This window comes from Flavobacterium hydatis, assembly GCF_000737695.1.
GTDB lineage: Bacteria > Bacteroidota > Bacteroidia > Flavobacteriales > Flavobacteriaceae > Flavobacterium > Flavobacterium hydatis.
This window is the reverse complement of sequence record NZ_JPRM01000006.1, coordinates 285,452-298,961: the sequence shown is the minus strand read 5'-3', so window position 1 is coordinate 298,961 and position 13,510 is coordinate 285,452. Positions and strand designations below refer to the sequence as shown.

Below are 13,510 nucleotides of genomic sequence, written 5' to 3'. Positions count from 1 at the left end.
TGCAAAAGCGCAAAGATTTTAGACGTAAGCTTGGCGGCTTGGCGACTTTGCGTGAGGGATAGAGGCGGCATCCTTTTATGAAGAGGAACGGAATAAAAGATATAGCCGAAAGCCTGACCCTTGTGGTCACGCCCAAAAAATAAGCTTAGTTTAAGAGTAATGCTTAGATTTTTTGCCACAACCCGAGCAATAACGAACAGACGAAGCAATTTCTCTAATTAACACAAATCATTGGGCTTAAATTAATTTGTGAAAATTTGTAAAATTCGTGGCAAACAAAAGATTTAATCTTTTAAATCAAATTAATCTGTGGTATGTTTTTATTCAACATTATCCTAAAATAAAATGTAATTTTGGCGTTTTAGATGCCAATCTAAAATCTAAAATCAGAAATCAACAATTAAAATGAACTGGGAACAACTTTTATCACTAAAACGCCAAGGCGATACGAGCAAAAGATTACGTGTAGAACAAGATGATACGCGATTAGGATTTGAAGTAGATTATGACCGAATTATATTTTCAGCGGCTTTTAGAAGTTTACAAGATAAAACACAGGTAATTCCGCTTTCTAAAACAGATTTTGTTCATACCCGATTAACGCATAGTTTAGAAGTTTCGGTAGTAGGACGTTCGTTAGGACGTTTGGTAGGAAAAAAAATCATCGAAAAATATCCTTATTTAAAAGAAGTTCACGGATACCACATGAACGATTTTGGGGCTATTGTTGCAGCAGCATCTTTGGCGCACGATATCGGGAATCCACCATTTGGACATTCAGGAGAAAAAGCTATTGGAGAATATTTCTCGATAGGAAACGGTCAACAATACAAAGAACATTTATCGGATAAAGAATGGCAGGATTTAATCGATTTTGAAGGTAATGCCAATGGATTTTCGGTTCTTACAGCAAGTCGTCCGGGAATAGAAGGAGGACTTCGTATTTCGTACGCTACATTAGGAGCTTTTATGAAATATCCGAAAGAGAGTTTGCCTAAAAAACCAACCAAGAATATAGCCGACAAAAAATATGGTTTCTTCCAGACTGATAAAGACTTTTTTAATAAAGTTGCTACAGATATGGGAATGTTACCAAACAAATCAGGAAATGATATTGGTTACGAAAGACATCCACTGGCTTATTTAGTTGAAGCGGCAGATGATATTTGTTATACAATTATCGACTTTGAAGACGGAATAAATCTTGGACTTGTTTCTGAAGATTATGCTCTGGAATATCTGATTAAACTTGTAAAAGATAATATTGGCGTAGCCAAATATAAAACGCTTACTACCAAAGAAGATCGTATTAGTTATTTGCGTGCATTAGCAATAGGAAGTTTGATAAACGATGCCGTTAAGGTTTTTATTGATAATGAAGAAGCTATTCTTGCAGGTAAATTTCCGTTTGCATTAATGGATAAAAGCCAGTACAAAGCACAAATGGATGATATTATAAATCTTAGTGTTCAGAATATCTATCAGAGTCGTGAAGTAATCGAAAAAGAAATAGTAGGATATCAGATTATCCAAACATTATTAGATAAATTTATAACAGCTTTTAATAATAAATACGACGGAAAAGCGTCTAACTATGATGCTTTGATTTTAAAAATGTTGCCAGAAAAGCACCATTTAGAAAAAGAAGGATTGTATGAAAGATTGTTACACATTTGTCATTATGTATCATTATTAACCGATGGAAATGCATTGGAATTATATGATACTATAAACGGAAGAAAAACAACTTAACAGTTTAGTTATCTAAAAGGCATATACTACACCAACTCCCAGGACTTGTTTTAGTTGTGCCTTTGGACCTTCTGTAATTTGCTCGCCATTAACTTCCTTTTTAGATTTGATGTCGTCGTCATAAACGAAATGTACACCAACATTTGCTTTTACATATTCGTTTACAACTAAGTCTAAACGAGTCGCATAATCAACATCGATATTTCCAAATCGGTTCAGGTAATCGGTATAAAGGCTAAGACGGTTTTCAAAAAACATATTTTTGAAGATTTCGTTTTTTGTGTAAGCGGTTAATAAAATACCAAATTCAGCTTTTATTTTCTGTCCTTCTTCAATCAGAATTTGAGTATTAGGATCTAGAGGATCTGGTGCGTAAACTGCTTTTTTAACACCAAAGGCTCCTTGATTTGCTAAAGTCTGATCTAATACCAAAGTGGTCTTTAACGTAACAGGAGAGAAATAAAAAGTTCTATTCTTTGCTTTGTTTGCGTTTTCGGCTCCTGCTCCTAAGAACACATAAGCTGGAGCAAAAAGTTTCGAAATAGGATTATCCGTATTTGGGTAAGAATATCCATTGGTAAATTGTGAATTTAAATTAAATTTTGCCGAATAATACCAATTCGAGAGACTATCTTTTCTGAAACCATAAGTAGAGTTAAACAGGAAAGCATCATCGGTTTTTCGTAATTCAATTCCGTCTTGTTTGTTTAAACCATATTTTACAAGAAGCTCATTTGCCCATTTGTGATTACCAAGCGTATATACTCTTGAAAATTCTCCTTTAAAAAGCCCAGAGATAGAACTAGTACCCCCGGCACTCCAGTTAACAAATGCAATTTGAGTAAGATCAAATCCTAATTTATTCTTTTTTGTCCAATTAGAGGTAGTATCTTGTAATTGAGTTTGAATATCTGGTACCAATTGCGTCTGAATTTTATAATTCTGAGCGAAATTTTTAGAAGAACAAAATATAAGAAGTACTAAAATAGATAAACGGAATAATTTCATTATGGCATTTTTTGTTTGGGTCCGCAAAATAATTATTTTTAACCAACAGAAAAAAGATTTTCTAAACTTTTAACGTCAATATTGCATAATTGTTGCAATTCGGTAACAGTTCCATGCTCAATAAAAGTGTCAGGAATTCCTAGTATTTGTATTTTAGTATTGTAATTATGTAATGCCGAAAATTCTAAAATTGCAGTTCCAAAACCACCATTTATAGCACCATCTTCTATAGTAATTATAGTTGGGTATTTACTAAAAATAGCTTGTAATAGTTTGTTGTCTAGTGGTTTAATGAATGGAAAGTCGTAATGCGCAATAGTATTTGGGTTACCAATATTTGCTAGTGCAGTTATTACGTTGTTTCCAATAGTTCCAGTAGATAAAACTGCAGTTTCAGTTCCGTCTTTTAGGCAAGATGCTGCTCCAATTTCGATTGTAGCATAATTCTTAAAATAATTCTTTTGCCAATCTGTAATAACGCCGCGACCTCTAGGATATCTAATCGCGATAGGATGATCTAATCCTAGTTGTGCCGTATATAAAATGTTTTGTAATCCTATCTCGTTTAACGGAGCATAAATTATGAGGTTAGGAATACAGCGTAAATAAGCAATATCAAAAACGCCATGATGTGTTGCGCCATCTTCTCCAACCAGACCAGCTCTGTCTAGACAAAAGATAACAGGCAAATCCTGTAAAGCGACATCGTGTATTACCTGATCGTAAGCACGCTGCAAAAAAGTTGAGTAAATGTTGCAAAAAACGATCATGCCCTGAGTTGCCATTCCGGCAGCAAGCGTTACAGCATGTTGTTCGGCAATACCTACATCAAAGGCGCGTTTAGGAAAAGCATCCATCATAAATTTAAGTGAACTCCCTGATGGCATTGCAGGAGTAATACCAACAATTTTTTCATTCTTTTGAGCTAAATCTAAAATGGTTAACCCAAAAACATCTTGGTATTTTGGCGGAAGATTATCTTCGATTTTAGGAATGATTTCTCCAGTCGAAGCATTAAATTTTCCAGGAGCGTGATATTGAACCTGATTTTCTTCGGCTTGTTGTAATCCCTTTCCTTTGGTCGTAACAATATGCAGGAATTTAGGACCTTTTATGTCTTTTAAACGTTTTAATTCTTTTATCAAAGCAAAAATATCATGCCCATCGATAGGACCCGAATAATCAAAATTTAATGATTTGATCATGTTATTCTTCTTCGGATTTTTTCCTTCTTTTACCGCAGTGAGATATTTCTTGAGCGCACCTACACTAGGGTCAATCCCGATGGCATTATCGTTTAAGATTACCAATAAATTAGCATCTGTTACACCAGCATGATTTAAACCTTCAAAAGCCATTCCCGATGCAATCGAAGCATCGCCAATTACAGCAATATGATGTTTATCGAAATCTCCTTTTAGATTAGATGCAATTGCCATTCCTAATGCTGCCGAAATAGAAGTAGAAGAGTGGCCTACGCCAAAGGTATCGTAGTTGCTTTCGGCTCTTTTTGGGAAACCAGAAATTCCGTTAAGTTGGCGATTGGTATGAAAAATTTCTCTTCTTTCGGTCAGGATTTTATGTCCGTAAGCTTGATGACCTACATCCCAAACCAATAAATCGTCGGGCGTGTTAAACACGTAATGCAAGGCAATAGTAAGTTCGGTAACACCTAGGCTTGCGCCCAAATGACCTTCTTTTACAGAAACAATATCAATAATAAAATCACGTAATTCCTGAGCCACTTGAGGAAGTTGCGCTTCGGGAAGTAAGCGTAAATCGGCAGGATTGTATATGTTGGAGAGTAAATTGCTTTTCATTGTAAGGTAAAAAGCAAATTTACGGTTTTAAATTTAAATTTTATCCGAGATATCATTCCAATACAATTGGTAGGGAATATTGCATCCTTATTTTTTTTCCACTAGATTCTCCGGGTTCCCATTTTGGTGATAAACTTAAAACTCTAATAATTTCGTTCTCTATTGCTTTATCAATAGGAGGTGCTGATTCAAGATAGGATAAAGTTCCGTTTTTTTCTACTGCAAAGGAGATTCTAATTTTGAGATTTTTGGTGTCTGTATTTTCGGGTGCTTTAAATTCATTAGCAAAAAAGGTATAAAATGGATCAATACCTCCAGGGAATTCTGCATTTATATGCATTACCGCACCTGTAGTAAATACAGAATCATCTTCTTTATTTTGCTTTGATGCTTGTGGTTTATCTTTAGTGGTTTTAGCGCAATTTATGGGATCTGGTTTTACAAATTTAACCTGATTAGTTTTTGGAGGCGGTGGAGGCGGAATCTGTGTTGATTCATTTCCGCTAACTTTAATATCTCCAACTCTAACTCTTTGATCAGTTGAGGAATCCTTAACAATTTCTATTTTGTCAATTTTTTGCTTGTCTCCATTTTTATCTTGGCAACTAAACAATGTTGTACCCATAGCGATAAACAATGCTAATAAAAACATTTTATGATATTGAGTCTGCTTGTATAAAACTTCAGTCGGAATTTGAACTATTATATTTTCTAGTTGAGAGTTTTTAAATCTGCCACAAACACTCTTATTCTGATTTACCATGAAAAAATGCTGTATTTCATCAGGTAGCATCTTTGTGAAATCAACAACAGTTTTAGAACAACTAAGACAAAACTGACCATTATCTTTAGGTGTCATTTCATTCCAGTTTTCGTGGCAAGGCTCAGGAATACTTATTTTATGTTTTGTTGGCATATTCATAAATTATATGGGTAAAGTGTAGGTAGATCGAACAATACGATTGTTTAATTTTCCTGGAATCCATTTTGGAGCGGTTTTTAAAATTTTAATAATTTCTTCTCCATTTCCTTTAGAGTTGTTTTTAATTATGTTGAAATTACTCAAACTACCATCTTTTTCTATTACAAACAAAATAGATATTTTTTCCTGATTTGAAGCGATATAGCTTTTATTTATAAACTTATAAAACTCTTTCATTCCATTTTTTGGTACTGGTAAAATATCTAAATCACCTGAATTATAAACAATATTATACTCAAAAGGTATGCTCTCAGGAATTACCATTCCTTTTGTAATCATTATAACCGGTTTTTCTGAATTTGATTCTTCATAGTTAGTTTTTGGAGGAGGTGGATAAGATGATTTATTTTCAGCTATAGTGTTTTCTCCAGTTGAGGAATCCTTAACAATTTCTATTTTGTCAATTTTTTGTTTGTCTCCGTTTTTATCTTGGCAACTAAACAATGTAGTTCCCATAGCAATAAACAATGCTAATAAAAACATTTTATGATATTGAGTCTGCTTGTATAAAACTTCAGTTGGAATTTGAATTATTATGTTTTCTAATTGAGAGTTTTTGAATCTGCCACAAACACTTTTGTTCTGATTTGCCATAAAGAAATGCTGTACTTCATCAGGTAACATCTTTGTGAAATCAACAACGGTTTTAGAACAACTAAGACAAAACCGACCGTTGTCTTTAGGTGTCATTTTATCCCAGTTTTCGTGGCAAGGCTCAGGAATACTTATTTTATGTTTTGTTGGCATATTTTATAAATCAAAAAATAAATGTAATAAAAATTACTTCTTAAAAATGTATTTTTGTTTTATGATAGAAATTTTTACCGACGAGTATTTTATGAAAAAGGCTTTGCAAGAAGCAGAAATGGCATTTGATAAAGATGAAATTCCTGTTGGAGCCATTATTGTAATTGATAATAAAGTCATTGCAAGAAGTCATAATTTAACCGAATTACTAAATGATGTTACGGCTCATGCCGAAATGCAGGCAATAACTGCTGCAGCTAATTTTTTAGGTGGAAAATATTTAAAAGACTGTACACTTTTCGTAACGCTGGAACCTTGCCAGATGTGTGCTGGAGCTTTATATTGGAGTCAGATTTCTAAAATTGTTTTTGGAGCAAGCGATGAACATCGTGGTTACGAAAAAATGGGAACACAACTACATCCTAAAACTGTTGTTGTTCGTGGTGTTATGGCAAATGAAGCTTCGGATTTAATGAAACGTTTCTTTGCTAAAAAGCGAAGATAACGTATACTGAGTTTAATACAGATAAGTCATGTAAACACATACGAATATCATAAATGAATTAAAACAAATTATGTTGTAAAATGTGTTTTCAGAAAAGCCCTTTTTAGAAAGAAGTATTCTCAAACTTATAGCTATAGAAATAAGTAGTACGCCACAAAAGTAAAACTGAATTCCGTTACTACTTAAATCATTACAAAGAAGATCGGTGTAATCATTCTTATTAGATCTTACTTTAGTTACAGATTTAAATAACAAAGAATACTCAAGTTCGATATCATTCTCCTCAATATCATCTCTGATAGTCGAAAAAGTAAAACCCTTCTGCGTATAATAATGAACAGAAACTTTTTGTGGTTTAGATCCATTTCCTCCTCCTGTAGTCCTCACGGCATAGTGTGTTATTACATCTGTTGTTTTTGAGGCTGGTAGAACATAATAATCTGCAAAACACAACAAAATAATAAAAGTTACTACCATCAGGAGGTATACGATAACTGATTTATTTTTTATAATAAATTCATTTTCTGTGGAGTAGTTATTCAAGCTATTTGATGTTTTTTAATATTATTAAAATAAGCGAAATATACTACATTTAATAATTGGTTTTTCATAGCCTTAAATAAAATTTAATTATCATTATTGGAGTGGATTATTCTTAAAAACAATTGGAAATTAGATGTTTAAATTACAGTTTAAAAGATATTTTTAGCCTAAATAAGTCTAATAAACAATATATTGAGATTTTTTATTTTTAGTGCAAAAAATGTAAACTATTGGTTATCATTGTGTAAAACAGATGTTGCTTTCTTTTATACATTTTTATGCTTACTTCCCTCTTGAAAGTAATTAAAATTTACAGTACTTTTATTACATATAATGAGCAATTAAGGAATCAGGGTTTTGATTGTGAAATGCTACGATCTTTATATACTATATTATTTTGTAACCATTAATTATATACTCAATTGAAAGCAAGAGGATTAGTTTACGCGTTGTTTGTGTTTTTTATTTTTCAGGGTTGTGGCAGGAAATCTGCTTCCGATTTCAATTCTGATTTTTCATTGTTCAAAGAATATATAACGAGTTTTACGGGTGGGATCGTTTCATCTCAATCGGATATACGCGTTGTTTTGGCTTTTGAGAAAAAAGAATGGAAAATAAATGAGGTTTTAGATAATGATTTATTCGATATTTCTCCAAGTGTCGATGGTAAAGTTGTGGCGCTTTCTAGCAATACGATTGCTTTTATCCCCGAAAAAAAACTAAAAGCCGGAACCGAATATCAGGTAACCCTAAATTTAGATAAACTAATTACGCTTCCTAAAAAAGGAGACGATGATAAAGATTTGTCTAAATTCAATTTTACAGTTAAAACAGTTAAACAAGATTTTATTGTAAACACGCTAGATGTTCAATCGTATAGTAAAGAATATCAATACCTGAATTGTGTATTAAAAACGGCTGACATTATTGATTTAGAAACGGCAAAAAAACTGGTTTCAGCAAGTCATAACGGAAAAGACCTAAAAATAAAATTTGATAAAGCGGCAAGTTCTGGGAAAGAATTTAAGTTTATCATAGATAGTATCCAGCGTTTACCTGATGCAAGTAATCTTGAAATTTCTTATGATGGAAATGATTTTGATATTGACCAAAAGGGAAAAATGGATTTCCCAGTTACATCTATAAACGAGTTTAAAATTATTAAAGTCGAGATTCCAGATGAAAACAATCAATCCGTATCTATTAATTTCTCAGAGCCATTAGAGAAAGGACAAGATTTTAAAGGATTGGTGGCGATACAAAACACAAATAATTTAAAATTCTCTACGCAAGGAAATACGCTAAAAGTTTATTTTAGTAACGAAAAACCAGCTAAAGAAGTTGTACATGAAGTTGCTGTTGCCGTTGTAGATTCGGCAAGTGTAGCTGTAGATTCAGCAAGCGTTGCGGTAGATAGTGCTGCGGTAGCTGTGCAAGAAGTTGCAGAAGAAACAGAGGCAGAACCCGTGTCTGATGAAACAGTAACAGGAGAATTATTGTTAGAAGTTTTTCAGGGAATAGAAAGTCAGTACGGTCGAAAAATGGCAGAAAATTATTCGGAGAAGATTTCTTTTGACCAAATAAAACCAAATATTCGTTTTATAAAAAACGGAACAATTTTGCCAAGTTCTAATAATTTAAAACTGAATTTTGAAGCGGTAAATCTTAGTGCAGTAGATGTAAAAGTGTACAAAATTTATAAAAATAATATATTACAGTTTCTTCAAAACAATGAGTTAAACGGAGCTCAGAACTTAAAACGTGTAGCACAACCAGTTGCAAAAACAAGGCTTAATCTTAAAGAGAATACCTTAATTAATCCGACTAAATGGAATACTTATGCTTTGGATTTATCCAAAATTATAACGCCAGAACCAGGAGCAATTTATAGAGTAGAGTTCTCGTATAAAAGGGCGTATTCTTTATACAAATGTGAAACTACCGATCAAGATTCAGATCAAACAGAAGAGGAAGAAGATGTAGACGAAAATGATGTAAACTACAGTGGTAACTCGTACGACGATTATTACTATGATGATTATGACTGGAGAGAAAGTCAAGACCCTTGTACGGGTTCATATTATTATAATGCCAAAATAGGAACAAATATTCTAGCTTCAGATTTGGGAGTAATTGCCAAACGAGGAGAAAATAAATCTTATTTATTTGTAGTAAATAATATAATCACAACAGAACCAGTTTCGAATGCAAGAGTTGATTTATACAGTTTTCAACAACAAAAACTAGCAACAGGAACAACAAGCAGCGAAGGAATTGCATCTTTTCAGTTAGACAAGTTTGCGTATTTTGCCATAGTTACCTTAGGAACACAATCGACTTATGTAAAACTAGACGACGGAAATTCATTGTCAGTAAGTAATTTTGATGTTGCTGGCGAAACCTTGCAAAAAGGATTAAAAGGATTCATTTACGGAGAGCGTGGTGTTTGGCGTCCGGGAGATAATTTGTATTTATCATTTATCTTAAACGATGCAGCAAATAAATTACCAAAAGCACATCCTATAAAATTTAGATTGACAGATCCTAACGGAAAAGTTACGTATCAAACCGTTCAGAAATCGAATGACTTAAACCATTATGCGTTTATAGTTCCTACAGATCAAGAAGCGCCTACAGGAAATTGGGAAGCAATGGTAAGTGTGGGAGGTGCTAAATATTATAAGAGCATAAAAATCGAGACGATTAAACCAAATCGTTTAAAAATTAAAAATACTTTCAGAAGAGCGATATTATCTTCATCATACCCAAATACAAGTAACCTAGAAGTTACATGGCTTCATGGTGCGATTGCTAAAAATTTGAATGTAGAAATGCAGGCAAAATTCTCGCAACAAAGTACCACTTTTAAAGGTTATGAGAAATATGTTTTTGATGATTTGGTACGACAATTCAGTACCGAAGAAATTAATATCTTTTCGGGTAAACTAGATGCTAACGGGAGAGCATCTGTAAATATTGAACCTAAATTACAAGGTCAGGCACCGGGAATGCTAAAAGCAGCTTTTATTACCAAAGTGTATGAAGAGGGAGGAGATTTTAGTACCGATGTTATCTCGACAACTTATTCTCCATATAATACTTATGTGGGAGTAAAATCGCCAGAACCTACCAAATACGGAATGCTCGAAACTCGTAAGCAAAACCGATTTGATATTGTCACTGTGGATGAAAACGGAAGACCAAAATCTGTGCGTAATCTTGAGGTAAAAATCTATAAAACAGAATGGCGCTGGTGGTGGGATGCTTCGAGTGATAATTTATCCAATTATAATTCGTCGAATGCTACAACAGCTTACAGAACATTTAATGTAAATACAGATTCAAACGGAAAAGGAAGTTTTCAGTTTGCATTGACAGATGAAGAATGGGGACGTTACTTAATTCGTGTTTCGGATGAAGTTGGCGGACACGCATCGGCAATAACTGTAAATATAGATTGGCCAATATGGTCTGGAAAAACAAGAAACACAGATGCATCTACAGCTAATATGCTTGTTTTTTCTACCGATAAAAAGAATTATGCCGTTGGCGAAAAAGCACAAATATCTTTCCCGTCAAGCGAAGGAGGACGCGCTTTAGTATCTATAGAAAATGGTTCGAAAGTAGTACAAACACTTTGGGTAAAAACTCAAAAAGGAGAAACTAAAGTCGAAGTTCCGATTACTGGAGCAATGGCGCCAAACGTGTATTTTAATATTACACTTTTGCAACCACATGCATCGACCAAAAATGATTCGCCAATTCGTATGTACGGAATCGTTCCCATTGAAGTAATAGATAAAACTACGATTCTTGCACCAAGTATTGCAATGCCAGATGTATTGAAACCAGAACAAACGTTTCCTATAAAAGTAAGTGAGAAATCAGGAAAAGAAATGACCTATACAATCGCAGTTGTCGATGAAGGTTTACTTGATTTAACCCGATTTAAAACACCAAATGCTTGGGATAGTTTTTATGTACGTGAAGCTTTGGGAGTAAAAACATGGGATGTATACGATGATGTTATTGGAGCGTATGGCGGTAAAGTAAATCAGATATTTAGTATTGGTGGTGACCAGGATTTAGGCGGTGGAAAAGCGAAGAAAGCAAATCGTTTTAAACCAGTCGTTATTTATCTTGGACCGTTTAAATTAGGAAAAGGAGAAACTAAAACACATCAGGTAAAATTACCAAAATACATTGGTTCTGTACGAACAATGGTTGTGGCTGGAGATGCTAATACAAGTGCATACGGAAGTGTCGAAAAAGCAACGCCAGTTCGTAGTCCGTTAATGGTATTGGCTTCATTGCCTAGAAAAATTTCTCCATCAGAGAAAGTAACACTTCCTGTTACGATTTTTGCAATGGAAAAAAACATCAAAAACGTAACTGTACAAATAAAAACAAGCAATGGATTAAGAGTTGTAGGAAGTCCAGCTCAAAGATTGACATTTACACAGCCAGACGAAAAAATGGCTTATTTTAATCTAGAAGTTGGAGGAATGACCGGTATTGCCAAAGTGCAGGTTATTGCTACATCAGGAACAGAGAAATCGGTTTATGATGTCGAAATAGACATGACGAATCCAAACCCTGTAACGAATACTTTTACAGACGTAATTTTAGAGCCTAATAGTTCTAAAACGATTGTATGGAAAACATTTGGAGTTTCGGGAAGTAATAAAGCTAAATTAGAAGTGTCGTCTATGCCAACTATTAATTTAAATGGTCGATTACAATTCCTTATTCAGTATCCGCATGGCTGTGTAGAGCAAACTACTTCATCAGTATTCCCGCAATTATTCTTAAATGATGTTGCTGATATTGATGCAACACGTCAGCAACTTATCCAAAAAAATGTTACCGCAGGAATTACAAGATTAGGAAGTTTCCAATTACCAAACGGAGGACTTTCGTACTGGCAAGGAAATTCAATTGCCGATGATTGGGGAAGTTCATATGCAGGACATTTTATGATTGAGGCAGAGAAAAAAGGATATGTACTACCAATCAATTTTAAATCAAAATGGTTGTCTTATCAACAAAGAGAAGCAAAACAATGGCGATTTGAACCACGTTACGGAAATGATATGGCGCAAGCGTATCGTTTGTACACATTGGCTTTGGCAGGTTCGTCTGATTTGTCTTCGATGAATAGATTACGTGAAACCAAAGGAATTTCTAACGAAAGTAAATTACGATTGGCTGCGGCTTATGTTCTGGCAGGACAAAAAAGTGCTGCTTCGAGTTTGTTATTAAGTAGTAAAATCGATGATGAATCGTCAGAGTATAATTATTACTATTATGGTTCAAGCGACAGAAATCGTGCGATGGCTCTAGAAACAATGTTGTTGTTAGGACAGAAACAAAAAGCATTTACGATGGCTACAAAATTGGCTAAAAATATGGCAAGCGACCAATGGATGAGCACGCAAACTACAGCTTATTCTTTGTATGCGATGGCTCAATTCTCATTAAACAACGGTGTAAAAGGAATAGACGTACAGTTTAGCAAAGACGGAAAAAGTCAAGTTATAAAAACTTCAAAAACAGTTGCAGACAGAAGCTTAGTGGTTAAAACAGGAACTAACAGCATCACTTTAAAAAATAATAAAAAGAACACCATTTATGTTCGAGTATTAAATACTGGAATTTTACCAATAGGACAGGAAAATGTAGTTCAGAGTGATGTGTCGGCTGGTATTGTTTTCAAAAATAGAAAAGGCGGAGTCATAAATGTTTCTAAGATTACGCAAGGAACAGAGTTTATTGCTGAGGTAACAGTTAGAAGCCAAAGAAACGAACGTGTAGAAAATGTAGCATTGTCACAAATATTACCTTCAGGATTCGAAATTGTAAATACACGTTTCACCGATTATGGAGACGCAACTAATAATGTTGCCGATTATATTGATATTCGTGATGATAGAACAAATTTCTATTTCGGATTAAAAGCGGGTGAAACCAAAGTATTTAAAATCCTCTTGAATGCATCTTATTTAGGAAACTATTATTTACCAGGATTGCAATGTGAAGCAATGTACGATCATACATTCTTAGCAAGAACTAAAGGATTCTGGGTTGAGGTGGTGAAATAAAACGTTGCCTATAGATATTAAATGTAAATTAAAAGGGATTGTCTATAAAAGA

General features: G+C 33.9%; 8 protein-coding genes. 3 read left to right on the top strand and 5 right to left on the bottom strand.

The genetic code is table 11. The features are described 5' to 3' along the window. Positions 1-405 precede the first annotated feature (405 nt). A complete protein-coding gene (locus IW20_RS05850; RefSeq protein WP_035619781.1) occupies positions 406-1,752 on the top strand; it encodes a deoxyguanosinetriphosphate triphosphohydrolase in 1,347 nt (448 codons plus the stop codon). Between the two features lie 12 nt (positions 1,753-1,764). Here IW20_RS05850 and IW20_RS05845 read toward each other — a convergent pair whose 3' ends face one another. From IW20_RS05845 to IW20_RS25295, 4 genes are read right to left on the bottom strand one after another with little or no spacing between them, the layout of a single operon-like run. Further along, positions 1,765-2,760 (bottom strand): DUF3078 domain-containing protein, encoded by a 996-nt coding sequence (locus tag IW20_RS05845; protein ID WP_035619780.1) that lies wholly within the window; start codon positions 2,758-2,760, stop codon positions 1,765-1,767. Between the two features lie 38 nt (positions 2,761-2,798). Further along, the gene (locus tag IW20_RS05840) at positions 2,799-4,580 is read right to left on the bottom strand and encodes a 1-deoxy-D-xylulose-5-phosphate synthase (RefSeq protein ID WP_035619779.1); all 1,782 of its coding nucleotides are present in this window, start codon (positions 4,578-4,580) and stop codon (positions 2,799-2,801) included. A 52-nt stretch (positions 4,581-4,632) separates the two neighbouring features. Beyond that, entirely contained in the window at positions 4,633-5,496 is an 864-nt protein-coding gene (locus IW20_RS05835; RefSeq protein ID WP_051885585.1) for a hypothetical protein, read from the bottom strand. A 9-nt stretch (positions 5,497-5,505) separates the two neighbouring features. After that, positions 5,506-6,309, bottom strand: coding sequence for an energy transducer TonB (locus IW20_RS25295; RefSeq protein ID WP_051885583.1), 804 nt, complete (start codon positions 6,307-6,309; stop codon positions 5,506-5,508). Positions 6,310-6,370: 61 nt separating this feature from the next. On the opposite strand from IW20_RS25295, the gene IW20_RS05825 reads away from it, so the two are divergent. After that, positions 6,371-6,814, top strand: a complete 444-nt coding sequence (locus tag IW20_RS05825; protein WP_035619778.1) for a nucleoside deaminase — start codon at positions 6,371-6,373, stop codon at positions 6,812-6,814. Positions 6,815-6,826: 12 nt separating this feature from the next. Here the strand turns inward: IW20_RS05825 and IW20_RS05820 are convergent, their stop codons facing one another. Beyond that, positions 6,827-7,357, bottom strand: coding sequence for a hypothetical protein (locus IW20_RS05820; protein ID WP_123869440.1), 531 nt, complete (start codon positions 7,355-7,357; stop codon positions 6,827-6,829). Positions 7,358-7,779: 422 nt separating this feature from the next. Here IW20_RS05820 and IW20_RS05815 point away from each other — a divergent pair, with 422 nt between their 5' ends. Continuing rightward, positions 7,780-13,458, top strand: a complete 5,679-nt coding sequence (locus IW20_RS05815) for an alpha-2-macroglobulin family protein (RefSeq protein WP_035619776.1) — start codon at positions 7,780-7,782, stop codon at positions 13,456-13,458. Positions 13,459-13,510 lie beyond the last annotated feature (52 nt).